The following is a 22549-nucleotide window of genomic DNA, read 5'->3' as shown; positions in this document are numbered from 1 at the left end:
CAAACTCCAAATATTTGAAATTGTGATATTAATTCCTTTGGATAAATGTGAGACTTTTATTGAAATTAGTTACGTATATTATTTTTAACTGTTTTCTGATTAAAATTATAAACGCGCAATAGGTGATGGCGGATATAAAACGTCCGTTAGGTCTTATTTGTACAATAAATGGAAGAGAGTGAAAAAGTGAAGGCAAATAATAACATTCTTAAAGCAGCTGTGGGTATGGCAATGCTATCCGGTCTGCCTACAGCGGCACATGCTCACGGTTGGACAGAGTTTCCGAGTGCTCGTCAAAACACATGTTATGAACAAGGCGGAATTTGGTCGGGTAATCCACCTAATGCGGCTTGTGCTCAAGCAAAAGAAATCTCAGGTACTTACCCGTTTGTTCAGCGTAATGAATATGCAAAGAACATTACTGATTACAACAATATCGCAGCGGTAAAAGCGGCAATCCCTGACGGCACATTGTGTTTTGCAAATGACCCTCAGAAAAAAGGCATGGGCGCGCCACATACAGCTTGGACTCGTACTGAACTCAACACGGGTACATTTGAGTTTGTATTTAACGCCACTGCACCTCACAACCCATCGTTTTGGGAGTTCTATTTAACTAAGCCAGATGCGGACCTGAGCAAAGCGCTCGCGTGGGGTGACCTAGAGCTTATTCAGAAAGAGGGCAATATTCCTGTTGAAGGTGGTAAGTACCGCATGAACGTTACCATTCCTTCTGACCGTTCGGGTGATGCAATTCTATTTGTACGTTGGCAACGCGATGACGCTGCGGGTGAAGGCTTCTATAACTGTTCTGATATCACTATTGTGGGTGGTGAAACGCCGCCACCTGAACCAACACCGCAACCTGATCTTGTAAAAGGTGACTTGTACATTCCCGTTGATTTCATCGGTCCTGATCTGGGTGACACGGTTAAGTATGACATCATCAATAAGTACGGCGATATTGCACGCAGCTTTGATATTGAAGTGAATTCATCCAACATCAATGACTGGCAGCGTCTACTGGCGTCAGAGATCAACGGGTGGCATGCTGAGTTCAAAGATGGTGCCGTATTCATTGGTGATTGGCATGAAGAAATGTCTCACTACATGTACTTCCAAAACGCTCCATTACGTAACTTCTTCAACTCAAAAGATAGCCGTGCATCGGGTGTTATTTCAGTTATTGATGGTGACGACGGTACGGTTGAGCCTCTAACCGGTGAACTTTACGAACTGGTTAAGAGTGATAAGGTTGTAAACGCAGGTGACAAAGTTGTGATTGCCACCAGCGAAGCGGCGAACTTGACTCAGACGCAAGGTACGGCGGTTAGTATTCAAAACAATGGTACGGCGTCTATTGTGGTGGACACGGCTGCTATCACTCAAAATGAAACCCTTTCGTTTGTTGCCAATGCAGTAAACAGTGAACGTAAAGAGACATTCACATTTGAAGTGATTGCAGACGAAGGTGGTGTAGATCCAGAACCAACACCAGACCCAGATCCAAGTGATGATGTATGGGATGCAGCCAAAACTTACCTTGGTGGTGAAGTGGTGTCTTACGCCGATGGAAAATGGAAAGCTCAGTGGTGGATTCAAGGTGGTGATGATCCAAAAATGACTTACCAACAAGACCAATGGGGTGTTTGGCGTCCAGCGAATTAAGACCTGAAGCCAGGTTATCTATATGAATTAATAAGGCCACTTTCATCATGGGGTGAAGGTGGCCTAAAAGGTGAAAGGTTATTTAATTGGAGATACAAACCCTTTCGGCTTGAGCGCTACTAAAGAGCATCGGATTGATTGGAGGATATTTTCTGCCGTGTTACCAATGACAAGCCCTTGAATTCCTGAGCGTGCAATGGTTCCCATTACCAATGTATCAATGTCTTCGTTATCTACCCAACGGGGTATGAGTTCTTCAGCGGAGCCATGTAAGTGGTGCACTTTGACATCTCCAGAAATTCCAGATTTTTCTATCAACTCATCAAGTTTCTTCTGATGTTCTCCTTTCATCGCTTGAACTTGTTTATCAAGTATTTCGTCATCAACGTGTATCCAAATATGATGTCGTAAATAACTCTCCATTAGGAAGTCCCAACAGGAGATAATTTCTAATGTTCCGTTGCAGGTGTCTGCAATAGATCGTGCTGTTCGAAGAAGCTCAATGGCAAGCTCCATTTCTTCACTATTTTCGACATCGGGCTCTATGGCGACTGCGACTTTTTGCTCTGACATCTTTTTACTGTGTCTACGGCTTATCCAAACAGGGCATGGACACTTACGTAGTAACTTCATATCAAGTGCTTTAAAACCTTTCTGGTCATCAGATGCAGGCTCAGCTTCTTTAAAAACCAAATCGTGGTGACCACTTAGTACATGTTGAATAACACTCACCGCGGGTTTTGTATTGCTTTCGATATCGATTGGAAATGAGTTTAGGTCTTGATCTATTGATGAGAGCTCAGCGTTAACGGTGTTTACTAAAGATGTTTGGTAAGTCTCCTTGTATTCACTCATGCTAGACGGCAGTGCAGGGCATGTAATTAAGCCACTGATTTTTGCATTGTGAAGTTGGGAGAGTTTGAGGGCCTGAGCCAGCGAGTTGTTTTGACTGGCCAATCCATGGCTAACGAACAAAATATTCTGAAATTTACTCATAACTACCTCCTTTTTCATAAGTGTGGTGTGTCATGGGCTAATATTCCACACATACTATAATTCTAGGCTGAATATGGAAATTAGTTTGGTAAATCGCAGTTATCTTGTCATGTTTTCTTAGGATATTTATATTCTATCGCTTTTATATTTATTGATTGTAAGTTGAAGGAAAAGGACTACAATCGCCGCATGTTACCCCTCCTTAGTGGATCTGAAAATGGTAAAGAAAACCCTCCTCGCTATGGCACTTTCTGCCAGTATTATCGCGCCAGCAATGGCTTGTACAGGAATCTCTCTTTCAACGACAGCAAATGATCATATTCATGCTCGAACGATTGAGTGGGGTGAGAGTGATCTCAACAGTAAACTGATAGTCGCTCCTCGTGATTATACTTTTACTTCAACGATGCCGGACCAAAAACAAGGTTTAAGCTGGAAGAGTAAATACGGATTTGTCGGTATTTCCGTGAGCGATGACCGTTTTATTGGTGAAGGTGTTAACGAAGAAGGGCTAACGGCAGGTTTGTTCTACTTTAAAGGGTATGGCTCTTTAAAGGCATATAACCCGAAAGACCGAGCAAATAGTATTGCTGACATGGATTTTGTGCGTTGGATGCTGTCGCAATTCAAAACAGTTGAAGAAGTGAAAACTGCGATGAAAAACATCGATATTGTACCTGTTTACATCGATGAAAAAGGGCAACCGTCACCAACCGGACATTGGCGTGTTACCGACAAAGCGGGTAACAACATTGTGATTGAGATTATGGATCACGGTCAGGTACATATCTATGAAAACGAAGTGGGTGTTCTGACTAACTCGCCAACCTTCCCATGGCAAGTAACGAACTTGAACAACTACATTCACTTACAGCCGGGTACCAGTGCGCCGACCAAGTTTGGTGGTGTTGAAGCGAAATCTTTTGGTATCGGATCTGGTTTTCTAGGTTTGCCGGGTGATATCACCCCACCATCGCGTTTTGTGCGTGCAGCATTTTTTGTTAATACAGCACCAGAATCGAAAACTTCACAAGAGGCAGTATCGCAAGCGTTCCATATTCTAAATAACTTTGATATCCCAATTGGTACCGAGTTTAGCTCTGAATATCGAGAGCATATCCCTGATCTACCAAGTGCAACTCAATGGACATCGGTGATCGACCAGGGCAATGGTGTACTTTACTACAAAACCATGCACGATAGCAGAATCAAGAAAGTTGACCTAAAAACAATTGACTTCAACCAGAAGCAAGAGTTGAAACGCAAGCTGGATAATGGTTCATTCACAGTTGAAAACGTAGTGCTTTAGAGAAACACGAGTGGGGGCTAGCTACCCCCACTTTGAATAACGTTTATTCGACCTGTGATGAGGCAATGCTTCGTGTTACCTGTGTCGCATCGTTACTTGTCAACATCTGGTATGGGCGCAGACCAAACAGTGGCATGATGGAATAGATATGATCGAACAAATCCGCTTGTACGCCTTCATAGTAAACCCAGTCAGTATTGTTGGTAAACGCGTAAACCTGCAACGGAATACCTTCTGGTGTCGGCTCTAATTGTCTCACCATAATCAGCATGTACTGGTGAATGTCTTTGTTCGCTTTCAGATAAGCATTAATGTAAGCGCGGAACATACCTAAGTTGGTCATTTGACGTAGGTTGCCAAAGGCTGGTTCTTCACTCATTTCTTCGTTGTAATCGCTGATATCACGGGACTTTTCATAAATGTATTGGCGAAGGATGCGAATGCTTTTAAGCTTTTCAATTTCCTCATCAGACAAAAATCGAATTGATGTGACATCGACATTAACAGAGCGTTTGATACGTCGACCACCAGAATCTGACATGCCTTGCCAGTTAATAAAAGCATTTTGCACTAATGCATAAGCAGGCAGCATGCTGACGGTATTATCAAAGTTTCGAACTTTTACTGTTGTCAGCGAAATCTCTTCTACCGTGCCATTCGCACCGTACGAATCCATTTGAATCCAATCGTTTAAGCTGATCATGCGGTTTGCAGAAAGCTGAATGCCTGCAACAAAGCCCAATATCGTGTCCTTAAACACCAACATGACGAAGCCCGTGGCGACGCCTAAACCAGAAAGGAAGATCACTGGTGATTCGTTGGCAAGAATCGACATGGATACCACCACACCAACAAAGAAGGTGAACAGTTTTATCAACTGAACAAAACTCTTTATTGGCATTCTTTTGGTAATGCCTTTAAATGTGGCGATGTCATTGAGGGCGTCTAGTAGGGCGAAAATCATCCAAATAAAGATGACTAGAATCGAAATACTTAAAATACGGTCAAAAATATTGGCCAGCCAGTCATAGTGGCCGACGGCTAATGGCAGAAACACATCTAAAACCATAATTGGAATCAGTAGCGAGATCTTCCCAAGGGTATCGTACTTAGCCAGACTGTCCGCTAATGGTTTATTGGTCTTCTGAAGCACATTATTGACCGAGCGAACAATCAGGTGGTGGACAAACAAATAACTGATTGCGGCAGTCGTTAAGCTCGCAAGGATAAAAACGGTGGTGAGTTCGATACCATAAGGATCGCTATTGATGCCCACCGAATTGAGCTTTTCTGCAATGAAGGTACGAATGTGATGATCGAGCAAAATGTCATCCTCAATATGAAGCCTGAATGAAGAAGTGAGAACTTCTGCGGAGAAGTCAGGCAACAGGCGTAACAAAGCCGCTAATCCTACTCTCCATCTCTCTGTTTTGCACTGGTTTAATCCAGTGATCTTGAAACTTATTATTCAAAAATAGCGTATAGGCGAAGGTGAAATACAGGTTTAACATCAAATTGTGCAAACGGGACACCTATTTCTACTAAGTCTGTGAACTCTCAGTATTTTACTAGACTAGACTGAAAAGGCGGCTCGCGTTTAATTCAAGAGGCATTCCATGGAAAATTCTAATCAATCACAACAGCCTACATTTTTGTCTAAAGGCTGGAAATACTTCGTTATCGTTGGCGTCATTATCTCTTTAATGGGCATTGGTGCTATGAGTCTGCCTGTACTTGCAGGCGTAACGATCTCGACCATCGTGGGTGCAGTGCTGCTGTTTAGCGGTTTGGTTCAGGCCTACCACACGTTTTCTATTAATGTGTGGAAAGAGAAACTTTGGTACGTACTGAGTGCCGTGCTTTATATTGTTGGTGGTCTGTTCATTCTGTTTAAACCACTAGCGGGCCTTGTCACCATTACGATGTTGATGGTGATTGTGATGATTCTTAATGGTTTAACCCGTGTGTTCTTCGGGTTAAGCAATCGCAGTTTACCAAGCAGCAATGTGATCGTGCTCAGTGGCGTCATTTCTGTTCTGATTGGTGGCTACTTCTTTATGTTGCTTGACGATCCAGCGTTCTCGACGACACTGTTAGGCACTTTTGTTGGTATCTCTCTATTGATTGAAGGCATTAGCTTTATCTTTATGGGGACGCAGATGAAGAAACTACTTTAATTTCTGAATCATAGAGAGACTATTTTGTCCTTTCCTTTATGTTAGCAAAAGCCCGAGTACAAACTCGGGCTTTGTTTTATTGGTTTATCTTTTTCAGTGTTGACCGCTTTTATGACTCACAAGGCTTGGCATGGTTGATACTTCTTTTTTGCTTGAACGATATCAACAGTTGCGGTACGAGCGACATGATAATCATGCCAATCATTAGGCTGTACTGGATTGCAGAGTAACTTTCGCCCATCAACACCAGACCTGAAACAATGCCAGCGACAGGGTTGGCAATGCCGCCAAAGGTAAAGTCAACAACTGACATACGTTGTAATAGCCACACGTACATGCCGTAGCCAAGTGCGGTGTTCAGAACAATTACCCACAGTAGGCCAACAACATTTCTTAATGAAGTGTTTTGAATAGCCTGAACGTATGGCTCAGGGTTGATGCTTGCAAGTACACCCGTCGCAATGGATAAAACCACGCCGCCTAAAATAAGCTGCCAGGTGAGTACCGTCCACCAGTGCATTCTTGAACCTAGAGATTTAGTGACGCTGCTGCCAATCACAATGCACATAATGGCAGACAACATTGCCATTAAACCAATTGGGTTTAGCGTAATCGAGCTTGGGTCAAATAAGAACCAAGCCAGCGCGATAAGGGTGGCGCCACTGACCCCTTGAATAAGACTCGGTTGATGCTTGTACACCACCCATCCAAACAACATGGCAAAGACCGGTACCGAAATCATGCCCACACCAGAGATTGCAGAAGGTAAGGTTAACGCCATCACGAAAATGAGACCGAAGAAGAGGGCGATATTAATCGTGCCAAGCACAAGCAAGATCTTCCAATCTTGTTTCTTTGGCAATGAGGGTTTGATAGCGAGTAGTAAAAGACCAGCAGGCAAGGCGCGCAGCGCACCAAGTAACACTGGTGGCCAGTCTGGCAAAGTAAACTGTGTTACGGCGTAAGTGGTGCCCCAAAAAAACGCCGGAATCATCGCGAGTAAAATGTTCATGTAAAATATCTTTACGTTGAGATAATTTATTGTAAAGGTACGCTCGTTATCGCTTCTTGTAAAGTATCTTTATGTTAAAATAAATTCGTCAATCAAAATGTCTTTGGAGATGAAAGGTAAATGGACGCAATTGATAGAGTGGTAAGTCAGTGGGCAAAGGAGAAGCCAGATCTCGATACCGAACCGATGGCGATCATGGGCCGTTTAATGCGAATTGCTAAACATATGGAAACCCATGTAGCAGAACTGCATAAACGTTATGACCTTAAAATGGGGGAGTTTGATGTATTGGCGACGTTACGACGTAGTGGTGAGCCTTATCGTCTAACGCCTTCAGAATTAATTTCATCGATGATGCTGACTTCCGGTGCGATGACTAACCGACTCGACAAGCTTGAAAAGAAAGGTTTGATTGCGCGAGAACATAGCAAAGAAGATCGCCGTAGTGTCACTGTAGAGCTAACATCAAAAGGTTTCGACCTGATAGATTCACTGATCGAGCAACATCTTCAAGCGCAACATGAGCTCATGGGCTCGTTAAATAGCGATGAAAAAGGGCAGGTTAACCAAGCGTTAAAGCTATTATTGCCTCAGTATGAGTAACTAAGTTCCAAAGGTTTAGGATAGGGGGAACCATGAACATGAAAGAGCTAGGGCAGTTTGTTGGTTCGTTTATGTGAACGCTCATATGATATTGTGGTCGCCAAATTAACCAAAGCTCAGCGTATTTTATTAGGATATCAGTAAGATAGTTTGTTCTCAGTCACACAGATCTTAACATGCACTGATAAAAACTCGCACCTTTAACTCGTACCGACTATATAAATGTTATGGCGATGTTAAAGGTGAAGTTATGCGAGCATTATCTGAATGGTTAGAAGCCTATGGTGAAAGCCATCAAAATCCTATCAATCAGAAAATTCATAGAGTTGCGGTTCCTGGCATCTTTTTGTCTGTGGTAGGGTTGATTTGGTCTATCCCGCAAATTCCTTTATTTGGGTTCAATCTTAATTGGGTATGGATAGCTGCCGTACCCGCTTGGATCTTTTATTTCCGACTTTCCCTGAGTGTATTCATGATGATGATTGGCTACACCGTCGCGTGTATTGGCTTAATATGGTCAATCGACATTCTTGGTTGGCCAGTGCTGCACATCTCTATGGTCTTATTTGGTGTCCTTTGGATATTCCAATTCATCGGGCACAAGATAGAAGGGAAGAAGCCCTCCTTCTTTGAAGACATTCAGTTTCTTTTGATTGGTCCTATTTGGGTATTTCGCAAACATTAAAAGAAAGGTCTGTTTATCAGATTCACCACTTAGGCTGTGTTACCATCCTGCCGCTTTGAAACGCCCAGAGGTATGAGGTGTAGAGCAGTAGTGAGGTTGTCACATGAGTGCAGAGCAGCATTTTCAAGGTCAGTTTGAAGTCGAATTGAAATACCGCGTACAAGATAAACAAGCTTTTCTAGCGGTGTTGAGTGGTTTAGAACATGAAGTCATGTTTGAAGACAATCAAGAGTCTGATTGGTTCTACGACACGCCAGAGCGAAAACTCAGCCACGAAGGGAAGAGCCTTGTGATTCGAGAAATCGAACCTTCAGGTATCAAACTTTGGATTGTAAAAGGTCCAGAAGAAGATCGCTGCGAAGCTACTGATATCACTAAGTCTCATGCAGCGAAAAGTATGCTGAAAAACATGGGGTACGAAGTGATTCTTCAGACCAAAAAAGTGCGCAGCATTTACTTTATTGGTGCGTTTCACATTACTCTCGACCACCTAGAAGGCATTGGATACTTTGCCGAGTTCGCCATTATGACTGATAACGAAAATGCGCTTGCTCGCTATAAGCAAGAGTTGGAAGCACTTGCAGCACGATTTGGTTTGGATGAGTCGTACAAGGAGCTCCGTTCATATAAGCAGATGTGGCAAACTACGTAAAATCCACGTCATTTCTTATTGGTCTGACAAGCAACTCCCTCCAACAACACTATGATTAAAGTAGTGAGTAAATACTGCGTCTGGGTTCATTAAGACAGGTAACTATTCAGTGACAATGTCACGGAGTCGGAGGGGCAATGTACAACCGCGAGCACAAATACGTGTATTGGCGAGAAGAGCGCAAGAAAGGCAAGTGGCATTATATTGTGAAGTCTTTCTTGATGATCTGCTGCGCGTTGTTGGTTGGCAAAGTCATTGGTTTGTTTGTATTTGGTAACTTGCATGAAGTAAAAGATATTACCGAGCAGTTTCCCGCAGACCTATTTATCATGATGCTGGTGGGCTTCCCGATCAGCGTGATTGGCTGGTATCACGAAGAGTCTAAATTTTTCCGTGCCTTAAAACGTAGAAATAAAAAATTTAAAACGCGACTCGATAACCGCAAAAAAAGAAATAAGTCTGTCTGATAAGATGCCGCGTTCTCTGAGGATTGCGGCATTTTTGCTGGTATTTTTCGTATTTTCCATCTTATCTCGACTCTGTCTTGCTGCTACTTTCCATTAAGCTCCCTCAACAGAGAGCGTCTGTATTGCATCAAATTGTGCACCTGATGGCATTATTCCATTCTGATTGCGATACGAAACGAATTTAATGATATTTGCCAAGATTTTGTTGTTCGCTCTTTGCTAGATTTCCCACAGAATATCTCCCTACAGGAACAATAATGAATAAGAAAACCATGCTACATATCCAACAAGTGTACTTTTGTGATGATGAAGAATTGGCGGCAATGCAAACCGAATGTCTAGAAACGTTATACGACTATAACCAGACACGACCATCAGAGGGTGAAAAGCGCTCTGAGATTCTGAATCGTCTTCTCGCATCTGTTGGAAAGAATTGTTATATCGAGCCACCATTGAGAGCGAACTGGGGCTGTCATACTCACCTTGGTGACAATGTTTACGCCAATTTCAACCTTACCTTAGTTGATGACACTCATATCTATATCGGCGACCACGTAATGATTGGGCCGAATGTCACTATTGCTACCGCAGGGCACCCAATTGATCCGGATCTAAGGCGTGATGTGGCGCAGTTTAATATCCCTGTTCATATTGGCAACAATGTCTGGATAGGGGCGAACTCAGTGGTATTACCGGGCGTGAGGATTGGTGCAAACTCGGTGATTGGCGCGGGTAGTGTAGTAACAAAGGATATCCCAGCCAATGTCGTTGCGGTTGGTAATCCGTGTCGAGTTCTACGAGAGATCGGACAACATGATAAAGAGTACTATTTTAAAGACCGTAAGATTGAACATAATATATTCAACGGGTAGCCTAAAGTCTCTACTTTTGCTAGGAAACTAGAATGATCCAACGCACAACTCACTTCTGGTGGCTCCTCCTTCCTTTGTAAAGCAGTCGGTAGGTTGAGTTGTGCCTGGCTGCGAGTAGATGCAGTCAGAGTCGTATTCTATCTCGTCACCTTGTTTGAACATGAAAACATCATCAAGGAGATAAAATGCATACGGCACCTGAACTCAGCTCCCCAAGCTGAAAATCAACATAATGATGCTCGAGTATCAGCTCGCTTCCTATCTCCTTTGTATTCTATTTTGGATGTTGCGTCGATTTGAACCGGTAGCACGTATGAAACAGCACGGCGTACTCTAGTTTTCGTGTCGCTAGCCTTTAGAAAGTTCATGGTTTCGCAGCTTTTCTAGAAACTCATCGTCCATAATATCTAACCTAAGAACTTTGAATGCCTCTCGTGTATCAAATAAAAAAAGGAAGTCGTCTTCTAGCTCAGATAATCTTGTAGTTCCAAAGGTTTCTTCTAGCTTCAACTTAAGTTTTTCGGTTTGCTCTGATGGCTCTTCACCTAGGCATTGTTCAACAGTTCGATTTGACAGGTAAAGAACAGTAAAATATTGAACTTCAGGTGATAAAGTATGTATCCAGTGTTCATTTGAAACAGAAAATTCCTGTTCATTCACGCAATCGAAAGCTAGCGTATTTGAAAAAGTTGTAAGTGCAAGCACGAAGAAGAGGGCGAACTTATAAGCTTTCATATACACACTGCCAAAATTTGAGTTCTTTACCTGTCTTGTTTGTAAAGTGACCAAGCGCTTCATTTTTTATGGTCTTACGAGTAATCATCGGTATAGACGTTGCGCCCCGAGTAAAAGTGTTTTGTCAATAATATAGGCCGTGATTAGGAGGTTTCATGTTGTGAGTTTAAAATGCGACGTAAAATTCATCTAATCATTGTTTTGTCATTCTTTTTTGAAACTTAGCGCAAACATTCACTTGGTATCACGCGATTGGCATGGTACTGACCATTGCGTCTGTGGTGGTGATTAATCGTAGCAAGTAGCGAAAAGAAACAGGCAAGTCGTGTAGAGCGGGCAGGTCGAAAAAGTTCGACCTGCCAAGTGCCTAAAAGACGAAGTTCACCATAATGGTGTACATGTTTGCGTCATCGTCTTCAGGAGTATCAACAAACGCACCAGAGGCATTGCGATAGGCTTTGAAGTGTTGCCATTCTGCATTAAGTGACACGTTGTAGTGGAGATCGTATCTCACACCTAATAAATAGCTGTCACCATCTTTGTGCTCTTGGTCATCAAATTGTTGGCCATACGTCGCATAGGGCGTGAATTCGTTGAGGTTGTAAGAACCTTGTATATACCATGCAGAGGCAATATCGTTGGTTTGACCTTCGACTGTTAAGGTGAGGGCATCTAGCTCATACACGGCCCCGAGCGAAAATAGCTGAATTCTTTGGTCTGTCTCTTTCATGGCCACGTTAACATTCGTGAGTATAGTTTCCAGATCGTAATTCGCATCAAGATAGCCAAAATTCCAGCGATAATTGTCGCCACTAAGGACGAGGTTAATGCCGTACATGCCATCGGTCGTGAACTTCAGTTCAGTGGTGTCGTTGTAATCAACACTGCTGTCGTCTTTAAATCCGATAAATGGTGTTGTTGTTAAAGTGAGGCTTTCATTTATATCGTGATTCCAAAGAACGGAGAGTCCATTGTATGCGGTAATACCAAGAATACTGTCATAGACTTCATTAGGCGGGCGAGCTGGTGTAAATGCATGGCCGACAAAGTAATACTCAGATGCTAAGAATAGGGGCATTCTTAGTCGCCCCCCACGAAACTCGACGTTCTCATACGTGTAAGCGATATACGCCCATTCTAACTGAGGATTACTCCAGTGATCCTGAGGTCGTTTGACCACTTGAGCAGAGGCTTTAAAGGCATCGTAATAGAAGTCGAGTTGCAGGCCGAACGTGGTGTCACAATCGTAGCAGTTCTTGTCGTTAATAAATCGATTCACGAGAAGTGGCATTTCATTGTCAGATGACGCCCACGAAGTCGAGCCAAAACCGCTAAGCGTTAGGTTGTCAGTAATCTCGATCGCTGAGTAACTTGGAGCCGTGATACAAGAAACAAATAATGCAATCAGTGTTTTCTTCATATTATTTCTCCGAACTTACTACGTAGAGGATTTGCGCATTTGATGGGAGGCTACTGACGGGAGCGTAACCAATGCGATTTGGCTTTTCTTTCATCCATTCTAAAAGCGTGTCTATGTTTGAGTTATCAATGACTTTCGGTGGGCGCGCTTTGCCTGAAAACGATAAGCTGGCCCAATGCGCGTTCATTTGTGCAATGTTCTTGTTGAGCAAATAACGATAAAACTCAGAACGTTCAGATGACGTATCTGGCCAATCTGCAAGTTCAACGCGATGGCCTTGTAGGCGTTTTGTTTTTCCTCGATATAACTTGCGGGCTTTCGTAATGCTCAGTTCATTAAACTCCGAGTTTAGGGAAAAAATTGCATAGCTGTCCGCGGCGAGCGCTTTACTATCAAAAGAAAGAAAGACAGCGAGTGAGACAAGAACACTCAACAGCACTTTAAGTATTCTTCTATTCCTCTCTAAGATATGGATATCCATAACCATTACCTTATTCGTTAAATGACGCTTTCAATTTGGTGAATCAGCTTTTCTTTACGTATTGGCTTCGGTACGTATGCGTCCATACCAGAATCAAAACAGCGTTGAATGTCGTCGTCCACCACACTTGCTGTCAGTGCAATGATTGGTGTTTTAGATAGACCAGAGTCTTGCTCAAACTGTCGAATCTCTCGGGTTGCCTCAAATCCATCTTTTATTGGCATCATGCAATCCATCAAGATAATGTCGAATCCTCGGTCTTGTTGAAACATATCGACGGCAACTTGGCCATTTTCTGCAATTTCAAATTGATAGCCCGCTTTACTTAACAGTAGCGAGGCGACTTTTTGATTTACGTTATTGTCTTCAACTAGCAAGATTCTTCCATTATTGTTTGATGTTCCGTTTTGTGATTTTTCGGAAAGTGAAGGAGAGCGAGTCTCTTGTTTATCAGCGATGGCTTGTAACATTTTGTCTTGAAGTAGGTCAGCTTTAAATGGCTTGGCCATATAATCAGTCATGCCTACGTCAAAACACTTCTGGATGTCGTCGTCTAAAACGCTAGCGGTGAGGGCAATAATGGGTATCTTAGGTTTATTCTGCTCAGCTTCAATCTGACGAATATGCTTGGTTGCTTCAAAGCCATCCATTATCGGCATCATGCAGTCCATTAAGATTAAGCAATACTGATTTGTTTGGTATAGCTCAATCGCTTCCCGACCATCACTAGCGAAATCGAAGTCAAATCCCGCTTTGTTTACGTGCAAACCAGCTATTTTCTGATTTACATTATTGTCATCCACTATGAGGACTTTCCCCGATGTTGACAGATCGTCTGAGTTTAAATTGGTGCTAGAATGAGGCGATCTTGTCATGCATGTTTTTATTGCTTTGGATAATCGTTGACCAAGAAGTGGCTGTGTTATCACTGCACTAACGTTCTTCTCAAAATCAAATTGTTCACTGTGAAGGTGGCGGATTAGGCATACATGGATATCACAAGCTTCTAGTTGTCGGAAATAAGATGTCTGATTATTAGCGCAATTAGGCTCACTTTCTACGTAGACTAAAACACTACTCGCTGGCAGTTGAGTGGCGAGAGGTTTGTCAATACAACGGTAGTGTTTCGAAGAGCAAGCGATATTGTAAAAATTTAGCTCGCGAATCAACCGCTCACCAAAGCTGGAATCATCATAGAGTAGGGTTACGGGTTTGCTAATTTCTACGTTACTGATGTTCTCAAAACGGTGTTGTTGGATATCGAGCTCAAGCTCAAAGTAGAATCGGCTTCCTCGCCCTTTTTTCGAATCTAATTGTATCTTTCCTCCCATTAATTCTACCAACTGCGTGCTTATCGCCAATCCCAATCCGGTACCACCAAATTGACGCGTCGTAGAATCATCTTCTTGAGCAAAGGGTTCGAAGATTTTCTTTTGCTGCTCTTCATCAATACCAATACCAGAATCTGATACTGAAAACTCGACTTTTGCTCTCTTCCCAATAACTTCCTTAGTCTCTATCGCTAGCTGTACCGATCCACTCTCAGTAAACTTCACTGCGTTTGAGATAAAGTTCATCATAATTTGGCGTAAGCGATGATCGTCGATCATCACGCGGTACGGGGTATTTGGACTGATAGAGACATCTAAAACGATGCCTTTCTCTTTCGCTTTCGGGGAGACGATTGAGGCAATGTCATAGATGGATTCTCGAACACAGGTAGAGTGTGGGCTAATGAGCAACATTCCCGATTCAATCTTGGAGAAATCTAGTATGTCATTGATTAAACTGAGAAGTAGGTGAGAAGAGGTTTCAATCGTGTCAACGTAATCTCTCTGTGTTGCCGTGAGGGGCGTTTCAGAAAGCACTTCAGAAATACCGATTACTCCGTTTAATGGCGTTCGAATCTCGTGTGACATATTAGCAAGAAAGCTACTTTTGGCTTTACTCGCCTGTATTGCATCATCTTTTGCTTGTTCGGCGTCTTCCTTAGCTTGCTTTAACTTTATATTGGCTTCTTCACGCTCGAAGCTTAAACGTTGAACTTCTTTTGCGAACTGACTGAGTTCGTCCTTTCCCTTTACTATTTCTTTCAAACTGTTGTCTTGTTTTGACTCATCTCGCTTTAGAAACTTGAGTATAAGCTTAAGATCTTGGGTAACTTGTTGGCTCAGCTTTAATACCAGAAACATAACTAATAACGTCATTAAGCCAATGATAAAAATGAAAATTAACTGCTCTTGTTCTGCATTTCTAATTGCATTTTCTACATCATGAATTAACTGAGCTTCAATCGTGTTATCAACATCAATTAAGAGATCTAATCTCGCTTTTAGTGCTTTTAGTCCGGTTTCGATTTCATGGCTAGATAGCTCTTCAAGATCACTACGATTTAATAGATAACTGCGAAAATCCTGGCTTTGAATAAAGGCATCGCTGGTAAAGGTATCGAGAAGAAGGGACACTTGTTCTTGGTTAGCGTTGAGGTTAAGGAAGCGCTCCAGAAATAGCTGCTGACTTTGAATTAGCGAAATAATACTGCTACGAATTTCGTCGTCGTACGTATCTTGTTGTGTGCTTTGAATAAGGGCTTGGCTGAGGCGGTTCTCTTCACTAGACCAAAACAGTAACCACTCGAGCTGGGTGAGGGCGGTCAAATGGTCTTTAATTTCCGGAGTTGCGTTGGTGAATGGTACTTTCTCTAACTCAAGCAATAGCTGCTTGTAGGTATCCGCTATCCATTCACTTAGATCGAGCCTATCTTCGGGTTCTGCGGTATCCAGCAGTGACATTGTACTTTCTTTTAAATCGGATAGCGCATCTTGAACATCAGTTTGAGCGCTATTGAACAATGGCGGCGTCATTGTAGAGAGCTCAGATATTCGATACTTAATGTCTGTTATGGGAGAGGGCGCTCTGTTGTCTTTAGCGATTTGATAAATTTCGGACAAATTATCAACATACTTTGAGAATAGTTCTGCTCGTTGTAGGGTTTTAGATTGCTCAGAGAGATTCAGCACTTGCTGAGTGGCAAGTATAAGCAGCATACATATTGGCAATAAGACTAGGCCAAAAAGTTTATGTTTAACTGGAAGGTTGTTCCAAGAAATCGCTCGTGCCACTGTTTATATCCATATAAAACTAGTTGATATAAAAAGTGTAGTTTAATCTTATTAATGTGCTTGATTACAATAAGATAATAGAATAAAAATCACACCTTAGGCTTAATTCTAGCTTTTAACCATGCTCGTATCGCTGAGCATTCCAGAGAAGTCATGTATAAAATAGCGATTTGACCAAAAAGTTACTTCACCGCTGAATAGAGTTGGTGTTAAATACGCTTCGGCCAAGTCTTTATATAGTAAACTCATGATGATTACTGCTGCAAAACTAATTCTAATTCGAGGTCTTCCTGGGTCTGGCAAATCGACGTTGGCTCGAAAGCTAGCAGCGGAGCTAGATGCAAAGCACTTTGAAGCTGATATGTTCTTTGAAATGGATACTGGGGAGTATCGGTTTGATCCTTTGCAGCTGAGCGATGCTCACCAATGGTGCTTTTCGCAAACTAAGAAGTGGTTGAAACGAAAGCGAGTCGTGATTGTTAGTAATACTTTCGTTCAACATTGGGAAATGCAACGTTACTTAGATTTAAGTAAAAAAGAAGGCATCCCGGTAGAGATTCACATATGTAAAGGTGAATACCAAAGCATTCATGGTGTCCCACTGGCGACCATCGAAAAAATGCGCCGCCAATGGCAAGATTAAGGGTGGGATACATAGCGCTATTGGCCTCGACCATCAATCATAACAACTAGAGTTCTTGTCATTATAGAGATATCAGTCGTAATCCAACCTTTATACGAATCTAAGCTCAACGCATAGCTATGGTCAAATGCCACTTTTTTTCTGACATCTTCAATGCATGAGTCATACCCTTGATTGACTTGAGCTAGCCCTGTGATTCCTGGTAATACGCCATAGGTGCGTTCGACAAAAAACGGAATTTCATCTTCTAGTTTTTGATAGAAGTCCGGTCGTTCCGGTCTAGGACCAATTAACGACATATCCCCTTTTAGTACGTTAAATAACTGAGGAATCTCATCGAGTCGGGTTTTTCTAAGAATGCGCCCTACAGGTGTGATTCGCGGATCGTTTTTGCTCGCCCATACCGCCCCTGAACGTTGCTCTGCATCCACATACATGGTTCGAAATTTCATTATGTAGAACAAATCCATTTGCTCAGGTGTTGAGCGGCCGACGCGAAGCTGACGATATATGATTGGCCCCCTAGAGTTACTCATTATCACTAGTGCGATCACTGGAAATAATGGAAGTGTAATCAGCAATATAACCAATGAAATAACCACGTCGAAGATGCGTTTTGAGTTGCGAATTCTAGATTGTACTGATTTCATAATGCTTTCCTTAGTGCCCAATACGGGTCCAGCGGTGACGTTCTAAACCTAATAAATATCTCAAACCACCAACAAAATTGGCGTAGTGTCCTACCAATAAGTAACTTCCAAGCTTAAATGGTTTACTTACTAGGTGCTGAGGAGCGAAATGTGCAATGGCAAAAGCGGTATAAATCACTACCTGAGCAGCCACGATATATTGGAACAGCCAGTAGTCGAACAGTGCTATTGAACAAGCGAAGCTCACCAACATTAGATAAGGAACCGCTACTCTCAGCACTTTACCGGAGAAAAATGTGAATGCTGTCCCTCTATATCTCGGCATCAATAAATGGTGAAGCTTTATCAGTTGTTGCATGTTCCCGGCGGAAATACGAAGACGACGTTTAAAGTCTACATCGCGGTCACTTTCTTCAAGCTCAAGTGCGCGCATTCTAGGTTCATAAATCGCTTGCTTTCCTTTGGCGACAATACTCATTGGTAATACAAAATCATCATTAATAATGTTCGCTGCTAACGGGGAAAAGAGCTCCGTGCGAAAAGCGTAGAATGCACCGTGGGAACCTATCGAAGAACCGATGAGGGATTCAAAGTATTTAATGTTACTCTGGTAATGCCAATACTTTACTTCGCCTTGATTTTGAGAATTCAGTATTTGATAGGAGGCATTGACCACTCCGACTTTTAGGTTTCGAAAATGATCTGCGGCAACGAGCAAGGAATCACATGAAATCAACGCGGAAACATCACTAAGTACTGTAACGTCAGAAGTTACCGTCGGAACCAGTTCATTAATGACGGCAATTTTACCTCTATTCATTGAGAAACTTTTCACGATAAACAGCGTATCTGCGCACATAGCTTCTTGGATGGTTTGCTCTGCAATTTCTACTGTCTTATCGATACAGCCGTCACAAGCTATGATGATGGCCAATTTGTTGCGAGGGTAATCTAAGCTCGCAAGGTTTTTGATTTTTTCTGCGATCCATTTTTCTTCATTGTATGCGGGAACGATGATGGTAATGCTCGGTAAAAACCGATCCGCTTTGCAATCCATGTAACCACGTTCAAGAGGGCTTGAAGTAGGAGGAACGACATGTCTTTTGGACAAGTACTTTAATAATAATGGATAGCCGATGTGATGGTAGATAATTAAAGTAACTGAAATTCCGAAGATAATTAACAATGTCATTTCAATCATAGCTGTGCTCCTTCGATGATGTTTGCATAGCGTTTAATCATTGTTCGAATATCAAAATGGCGCTTAACATGATCCCGTGGTGAAAGGGGAATGCAGCCCAGTTGTTGCTGAAGTGCTTTCGCTAATGGCTCTGCTGCATTCGGTGGAACCAGCACGCTGCTTTGGGGGCACAGTGTTTCACTGACTGCACCGACGTCTGACGCAACGCAAGGTACGTTACATGCCTGCGCTTCTAAAGTGGACAATGGAAAGCCTTCTTGTAGAGAAGGAAGACAGAAGAGGTCGAGACTTTGGTAAAAAGTCGGCATGTCCTGAACAAGTCCTAGAAAGGATACTCTATTGCTCAAACCTAATGACTCGACTTGAGCTTTCAGGGTTGGTAGGCAACTACCTATACCTGCGATTGCTAAATGTACATCCTCAGGAAGCGAATGAAGTGCGCGGATCAGAATGGCATGTCCCTTTACTAGTTCCAGTCGTCCGGCTGTACCGATGATCTTTCTGTTGGTAGGAAGGCCTAGGGCGCTTCGACACTGTAGCGGGTGTCCAGAGACGAATCTTTCACAATCAATACCATTATGAATGGTGTTCACATTGGGATAATTCAATTTCGAGATAATTTGCTTGGCAACCAGATCGGCGTCGGCAATAACCTTAGGGCGCAGAAGCTTGAGTAAACGTGATTGTAGTCGAGCTGCTTTTCTATTATTCAGATGCCAAGCATCATGTTCTGTATGAATCAGACAAGGTGTTTTTGTGATGCGAGCAGCGAGTCCTCCATAAAGCAAAGGGCCGATATGATGGGTATGAACCACATCAGGTTTGAAGCCTGTTATGAACTTGAGTAAGTCATACAAGCAGGAAGGGGAGAAACCGGGCTTTTTGTCTAAAAATATTAAGCGATTTTGGTATGGCTTCAGATTCGCCCACTTGTCTATTGCGTCGGCTGATGTTCCTTCGAGGCTAACGATCATGACGTGGTCTGAAGCTGGAGCAAAACGTAGCATTTCTAACACTAATGTTTCTAAGCCGCCAGGAGCCAGGTGCTGTACAACATGAACCACGTTTCGTTGGCTTTGCTCGACAGAGAGTCTCTTTTTCATTGCAATTTACCTACTATGACGTTTAAGTAGATGTTTGCACGAGTTGTGCCAGATTATGTTTCTTTAAAAACAAGGGCTTGGGGTTTTTGTTGAGAGCTGTTTCATTTTGAGAAGCAGAATGGAGAAGCATAAAATGGCAAAAGCGCCACGAGTGGCGCGAGACGAAGCAAATGATAAATGGGTTAAGGGGTAACTCGTGGAATCACGGTAATAACAGGCACCCCTAAGCTCTTGGCCAAACTTTGTTTAGAACGAATGGAGTTATCCATCAGTTCTAAAATGGTCGCTAAGCTGATGCCTAGCCCAGCGCCGCCAACAAAGCCTAACAATACAAATACGATTGCTGGTAAGTTTGAAGGAGAGCTGGGTACAAAAGGTTCATCAATGACTTTCACTCTTTTTCCTTCTTCAAAGCTACCCAATGAACCAGTCAGTTGTGCCATCTCGTAACGCTCGACAAGATCCTCATAGAGCTCTCGTTTGACCGAGACATCTCGAGCAAGGCGGTTAATGTCTGTCGTCGTGCTACCAAAACGGTTGGCATCATACTCAAGTTCAGTCACCATTTTTTTCAGACTAATGGTTTCTTCTGTGAGGGACTCAAACTTACCTCGCATGATTTGTAACTGATGTAACTGACTGACCAATAGTGGTTGTGCTTCTCCTAATTGGCTGAGCTTGGTGTTGCTGGCGATGTCCCAGAGTTGTGCGCTATTGAGTTCCGGCTGTTTCGATTTGATCAGTATTGAGCGTTCCTGCTCCAACCGCTGGAGCTCTCGCAACTTGCCTTGAACAAGGCTGTGAGCCTCTGTATACCTTGCGCGAAGGAGAGTAAGTTCACTGCGGATCTCGATAATCTGTTCTTCTATCTTACCAATCACTGGGTTTGTTTTTGACAACTGTTGGTCTAGGCTGCCAAGGCTTCTTTCTACACCTGCCAGTTCGGCTTCTTTTTCTGCCAAGGTTTGTTTTAAGCTAGCTAAGCGAGCAAGACTTTGAGATTGCATTTCTGGCGTAGCGTGTGAATAGGCATTTTTATATTCGGCATAAGCTAACTCGGCTTTGTCGAGTTGTTCTCTTCGCTTAGTAATGTGCATGTTAAGGAAGTGGCTTGAATCCTTAATCGATGAGCGTTCTGGCGCGAGCAACTGCTCAATAAAGTGTTCGCTTACAGAAGTAAGCAGAGTGTCCATTCCTTCTGAGTGAGGGCTTTTTAGTTGAATCTGAATGAAATCTTTACCTAACTGATGAACAGACAACTGGGAGGCTAATTGTCCGATGATATAGTCACGTTGTTCGTCTGTAGTGTGTTGATCGATCAGCCCCTGTTCTGTGGCCACAGAGTAAAGTACGTGGCGACTTTTCAATAATGTACTTAGCGCACTGAGTCGATCTTTGAGCATGGTCGAGACAGCGATGTCTTCAAGAAACGGATTCAATTTAGCTGTTTCTTGTATCAACATGCTGGTGTGAGATACATAAGTTGTTGGTAGTAATCTGCTCATTCCTAAACCTAGAATAGGCAGTATTATCATTGGCATGACGATCAAGTACCGTCTTCGCCATGCACCAACTAGCATTGTAGTTAAGTTACTCCTTAGGTCATTCATAGCTGCCTCACTAGTTCATCAATGAAATCTGCTTTGTTATCCCAACTTTGTTGCTCAACTATACTCATCTTGTCTTTGTTGAGAGGAAGGTGGTTGTCGATGCATCTTTTTACATCGGTGGCGTTGTTTACAATATTGATCATCCCTTTATAGGGTTCGATGGCAGGAAAGTGAGTACTGATCACCGGCTTTCCTACAGCGAGATACTCGAGTAGCTTGAGTGGATTACATGCTCTGATCTGTTCGTTATCGACAAATGGTAACCAACTTATCGCCCAATGCTGCGAGTATTTAGGCAGGTCTGCATGAGGTTTTGAACCCAGATAATGTACGTTCGGTAGGTTAGGAAGCAAGTTTGTTGTTAACTCGCATGGACCAATAAATACAAAGGCCCAGTCTGGGCATGACAAGGCGGCTTGGGTTATTAAATCATAATCTAACCAGTTGGAAAGACTCCCATAAAAACCAATGACTTTCTCTCTTGGGTATGGCAAATCACTCGCGGCGGGCGTTGGGGTAGAGAATAAGGCGTAGTCGACGCCATGAGGCACGACATAAGTTTTGTTAGGGGGAAACTTACTCGCAAGTGAGTTGCTAGCAACAAGAATGAGGTCTGCGCATTGTATTAAGTCTGACTCATGGCGGATAACAGTATTGTGGTCAACGCCCGCTAATGCCGAGAAGTCGTCACCGCAGTAATAAACAACACCGCTGTTGGTCATTGACTGGCATACATCAACAGCGGTTGGTAGAGAAGTCCAAAAAAGAGGCTTATCAAATTTCAGTTTTTTTAGGGTGTTTGCCAGTTGGAATTTGATCATTTCACAGGCAATGCGTCGTGCAAATCGAGTTTTAGGTGCCGGTATGGTGAGGCAATCTACGACATCGATATTGTGAAACTTGCCATTTGAGTAGGATGCTTCTTGTTGGGAGTTAAATCGGTTTTTAATTTTTGATGTAGCCCGTTTTAAGTCTTTGGCTGATAAGGTCGGTTGGCGAAGTCCGATGGAGTTAACCCAAAGAACGCGATAGCTGCGACTAAGCTTCTTGATGATATGCTGAGTCGAAGAAGGTAAACCACCAAAGTCTTCACCAAAAACCACAATCTCTTTCATAAACAACTCCAAAATAACTTTTAACTGT

The 22549-nt window shown here is 42.8% G+C and carries 21 protein-coding genes; 9 read left to right on the top strand and 12 right to left on the bottom strand.

Going from position 1 to position 22549, the window contains the following annotated elements; all coding sequences use genetic code 11:
- The first annotated feature begins 168 nt into the window (after window positions 1–168).
- Window positions 169–1668, top strand: a complete 1500-nt coding sequence (locus tag ACTS60_RS11540; RefSeq protein ID WP_440888350.1) for a lytic polysaccharide monooxygenase — start codon at window positions 169–171, stop codon at window positions 1666–1668.
- A 78-nt stretch (window positions 1669–1746) separates the two neighbouring features.
- Here ACTS60_RS11540 and ACTS60_RS11535 read toward each other — a convergent pair whose 3' ends face one another.
- Window positions 1747–2664: a universal stress protein gene (locus ACTS60_RS11535; RefSeq protein WP_440888349.1), complete on the bottom strand. Its 918-nt coding sequence runs from the start codon at window positions 2662–2664 to the stop codon at window positions 1747–1749.
- A 217-nt stretch (window positions 2665–2881) separates the two neighbouring features.
- On the opposite strand from ACTS60_RS11535, the gene ACTS60_RS11530 reads away from it, so the two are divergent.
- Window positions 2882–3973 (top strand): linear amide C-N hydrolase, encoded by a 1092-nt coding sequence (locus tag ACTS60_RS11530; RefSeq protein WP_440888348.1) that lies wholly within the window; start codon window positions 2882–2884, stop codon window positions 3971–3973.
- A gap of 43 nt (window positions 3974–4016) precedes the next feature.
- Here ACTS60_RS11530 and ACTS60_RS11525 read toward each other — a convergent pair whose 3' ends face one another.
- Window positions 4017–5297, bottom strand: coding sequence for a mechanosensitive ion channel family protein (locus ACTS60_RS11525; protein ID WP_440888512.1), 1281 nt, complete (start codon window positions 5295–5297; stop codon window positions 4017–4019).
- Window positions 5298–5589: 292 nt separating this feature from the next.
- On the opposite strand from ACTS60_RS11525, the gene ACTS60_RS11520 reads away from it, so the two are divergent.
- Window positions 5590–6150, top strand: a complete 561-nt coding sequence (locus ACTS60_RS11520; RefSeq protein ID WP_440888347.1) for an HdeD family acid-resistance protein — start codon at window positions 5590–5592, stop codon at window positions 6148–6150.
- Window positions 6151–6259: 109 nt separating this feature from the next.
- On the opposite strand, the gene ACTS60_RS11515 is transcribed toward ACTS60_RS11520, so the two are convergent.
- The gene (locus ACTS60_RS11515; RefSeq protein WP_440888346.1) at window positions 6260–7162 is read right to left on the bottom strand and encodes a DMT family transporter; all 903 of its coding nucleotides are present in this window, start codon (window positions 7160–7162) and stop codon (window positions 6260–6262) included.
- Window positions 7163–7282: 120 nt separating this feature from the next.
- On the opposite strand from ACTS60_RS11515, the gene ACTS60_RS11510 reads away from it, so the two are divergent.
- The 5 genes from ACTS60_RS11510 to ACTS60_RS11490 all read left to right on the top strand — a co-directional run bounded on the left by ACTS60_RS11510 (window position 7283) and on the right by ACTS60_RS11490 (window position 10441).
- Window positions 7283–7765: a MarR family winged helix-turn-helix transcriptional regulator gene (locus tag ACTS60_RS11510; RefSeq protein ID WP_440888345.1), complete on the top strand. Its 483-nt coding sequence runs from the start codon at window positions 7283–7285 to the stop codon at window positions 7763–7765.
- Between the two features lie 250 nt (window positions 7766–8015).
- Window positions 8016–8450 (top strand): Mpo1 family 2-hydroxy fatty acid dioxygenase, encoded by a 435-nt coding sequence (locus tag ACTS60_RS11505; RefSeq protein WP_440888344.1) that lies wholly within the window; start codon window positions 8016–8018, stop codon window positions 8448–8450.
- 103 nt (window positions 8451–8553) lie between these two features.
- The gene (cyaB, locus tag ACTS60_RS11500; RefSeq protein ID WP_440888343.1) at window positions 8554–9102 is read left to right on the top strand and encodes a class IV adenylate cyclase; all 549 of its coding nucleotides are present in this window, start codon (window positions 8554–8556) and stop codon (window positions 9100–9102) included.
- A gap of 137 nt (window positions 9103–9239) precedes the next feature.
- Window positions 9240–9569 (top strand): hypothetical protein, encoded by a 330-nt coding sequence (locus ACTS60_RS11495; RefSeq protein WP_440888342.1) that lies wholly within the window; start codon window positions 9240–9242, stop codon window positions 9567–9569.
- Window positions 9570–9826: 257 nt separating this feature from the next.
- Window positions 9827–10441, top strand: a complete 615-nt coding sequence (locus ACTS60_RS11490) for a sugar O-acetyltransferase (RefSeq protein ID WP_440888341.1) — start codon at window positions 9827–9829, stop codon at window positions 10439–10441.
- Between the two features lie 348 nt (window positions 10442–10789).
- Here ACTS60_RS11490 and ACTS60_RS11485 read toward each other — a convergent pair whose 3' ends face one another.
- The 4 genes from ACTS60_RS11485 to ACTS60_RS11470 form a co-directional block, all read right to left on the bottom strand.
- Window positions 10790–11239, bottom strand: coding sequence for a hypothetical protein (locus ACTS60_RS11485; protein ID WP_440888340.1), 450 nt, complete (start codon window positions 11237–11239; stop codon window positions 10790–10792).
- 304 nt (window positions 11240–11543) lie between these two features.
- On the bottom strand, window positions 11544–12596 hold the full coding sequence (locus tag ACTS60_RS11480) for a porin (protein WP_071235419.1): 1053 nt from the start codon (window positions 12594–12596) through the stop codon (window positions 11544–11546).
- Window position 12597: 1 nt separating this feature from the next.
- Window positions 12598–13083 carry a hypothetical protein gene (locus tag ACTS60_RS11475; protein ID WP_440888339.1) on the bottom strand — a complete coding sequence of 162 codons (486 nt, stop codon included), beginning with the start codon at window positions 13081–13083 and terminating at the stop codon, window positions 12598–12600.
- An 11-nt stretch (window positions 13084–13094) separates the two neighbouring features.
- Window positions 13095–16199 carry a response regulator gene (locus ACTS60_RS11470; protein ID WP_440888338.1) on the bottom strand — a complete coding sequence of 1035 codons (3105 nt, stop codon included), beginning with the start codon at window positions 16197–16199 and terminating at the stop codon, window positions 13095–13097.
- Between the two features lie 253 nt (window positions 16200–16452).
- Between ACTS60_RS11470 and ACTS60_RS11465 the strand changes: the two genes are divergently transcribed.
- Window positions 16453–16842: an ATP-binding protein gene (locus tag ACTS60_RS11465; RefSeq protein ID WP_440888511.1), complete on the top strand. Its 390-nt coding sequence runs from the start codon at window positions 16453–16455 to the stop codon at window positions 16840–16842.
- Window positions 16843–16859: 17 nt separating this feature from the next.
- Here the strand turns inward: ACTS60_RS11465 and ACTS60_RS11460 are convergent, their stop codons facing one another.
- From ACTS60_RS11460 to ACTS60_RS11440, 5 genes are all read right to left on the bottom strand, one after another.
- Complete coding sequence (locus ACTS60_RS11460; RefSeq protein WP_440888337.1) at window positions 16860–17492, bottom strand: sugar transferase; 633 nt, start codon at window positions 17490–17492, stop codon at window positions 16860–16862.
- Between the two features lie 10 nt (window positions 17493–17502).
- On the bottom strand, window positions 17503–18693 hold the full coding sequence (locus ACTS60_RS11455; protein ID WP_440888336.1) for a glycosyltransferase family 2 protein: 1191 nt from the start codon (window positions 18691–18693) through the stop codon (window positions 17503–17505).
- The gene (locus ACTS60_RS11450; protein ID WP_440888335.1) at window positions 18690–19796 is read right to left on the bottom strand and encodes a glycosyltransferase; all 1107 of its coding nucleotides are present in this window, start codon (window positions 19794–19796) and stop codon (window positions 18690–18692) included. Before ACTS60_RS11450 ends, ACTS60_RS11455 begins: the two co-directional genes overlap by 4 nt.
- Window positions 19797–19978: 182 nt before the next feature.
- A complete protein-coding gene (locus tag ACTS60_RS11445) occupies window positions 19979–21406 on the bottom strand; it encodes a GumC family protein (protein WP_440888334.1) in 1428 nt (475 codons plus the stop codon).
- A complete protein-coding gene (locus ACTS60_RS11440; RefSeq protein WP_440888333.1) occupies window positions 21403–22521 on the bottom strand; it encodes a glycosyltransferase in 1119 nt (372 codons plus the stop codon). Before ACTS60_RS11440 ends, ACTS60_RS11445 begins: the two co-directional genes overlap by 4 nt.
- Window positions 22522–22549 lie beyond the last annotated feature (28 nt).

This window comes from Vibrio sp. WZ-1 (assembly GCF_052037695.1).
GTDB lineage: Bacteria > Pseudomonadota > Gammaproteobacteria > Enterobacterales > Vibrionaceae > Vibrio.
This window is presented reverse-complemented; position numbering and strand designations above follow the sequence as displayed.

What these genes read in the sequence shown, in the direction of transcription:
- ACTS60_RS11540 (WP_440888350.1), top strand. Translation starts at nt 169, where the DNA reads ATGGAAGAGAGTGAAAAAGTGAAGGCAAATAATAACATTCTTAAAGCA.
- ACTS60_RS11535 (WP_440888349.1), bottom strand. Translation starts at nt 2,664, where the DNA reads ATGAGTAAATTTCAGAATATTTTGTTCGTTAGCCATGGATTGGCCAGT.
- ACTS60_RS11530 (WP_440888348.1), top strand. Translation starts at nt 2,882, where the DNA reads ATGGTAAAGAAAACCCTCCTCGCTATGGCACTTTCTGCCAGTATTATC.
- ACTS60_RS11520 (WP_440888347.1), top strand. Translation starts at nt 5,590, where the DNA reads ATGGAAAATTCTAATCAATCACAACAGCCTACATTTTTGTCTAAAGGC.
- ACTS60_RS11515 (WP_440888346.1), bottom strand. Translation starts at nt 7,162, where the DNA reads ATGAACATTTTACTCGCGATGATTCCGGCGTTTTTTTGGGGCACCACT.
- ACTS60_RS11510 (WP_440888345.1), top strand. Translation starts at nt 7,283, where the DNA reads ATGGACGCAATTGATAGAGTGGTAAGTCAGTGGGCAAAGGAGAAGCCA.
- ACTS60_RS11505 (WP_440888344.1), top strand. Translation starts at nt 8,016, where the DNA reads ATGCGAGCATTATCTGAATGGTTAGAAGCCTATGGTGAAAGCCATCAA.
- cyaB (WP_440888343.1), top strand. Translation starts at nt 8,554, where the DNA reads ATGAGTGCAGAGCAGCATTTTCAAGGTCAGTTTGAAGTCGAATTGAAA.
- ACTS60_RS11495 (WP_440888342.1), top strand. Translation starts at nt 9,240, where the DNA reads ATGTACAACCGCGAGCACAAATACGTGTATTGGCGAGAAGAGCGCAAG.
- ACTS60_RS11490 (WP_440888341.1), top strand. Translation starts at nt 9,827, where the DNA reads ATGAATAAGAAAACCATGCTACATATCCAACAAGTGTACTTTTGTGAT.
- ACTS60_RS11485 (WP_440888340.1), bottom strand. Translation starts at nt 11,239, where the DNA reads ATGAAGCGCTTGGTCACTTTACAAACAAGACAGGTAAAGAACTCAAAT.
- ACTS60_RS11480 (WP_071235419.1), bottom strand. Translation starts at nt 12,596, where the DNA reads ATGAAGAAAACACTGATTGCATTATTTGTTTCTTGTATCACGGCTCCA.
- ACTS60_RS11475 (WP_440888339.1), bottom strand. Translation starts at nt 13,083, where the DNA reads ATGGTTATGGATATCCATATCTTAGAGAGGAATAGAAGAATACTTAAA.
- ACTS60_RS11460 (WP_440888337.1), bottom strand. Translation starts at nt 17,492, where the DNA reads ATGAAATCAGTACAATCTAGAATTCGCAACTCAAAACGCATCTTCGAC.
- ACTS60_RS11455 (WP_440888336.1), bottom strand. Translation starts at nt 18,693, where the DNA reads ATGATTGAAATGACATTGTTAATTATCTTCGGAATTTCAGTTACTTTA.
- ACTS60_RS11450 (WP_440888335.1), bottom strand. Translation starts at nt 19,796, where the DNA reads ATGAAAAAGAGACTCTCTGTCGAGCAAAGCCAACGAAACGTGGTTCAT.
- ACTS60_RS11445 (WP_440888334.1), bottom strand. Translation starts at nt 21,406, where the DNA reads ATGAATGACCTAAGGAGTAACTTAACTACAATGCTAGTTGGTGCATGG.
- ACTS60_RS11440 (WP_440888333.1), bottom strand. Translation starts at nt 22,521, where the DNA reads ATGAAAGAGATTGTGGTTTTTGGTGAAGACTTTGGTGGTTTACCTTCT.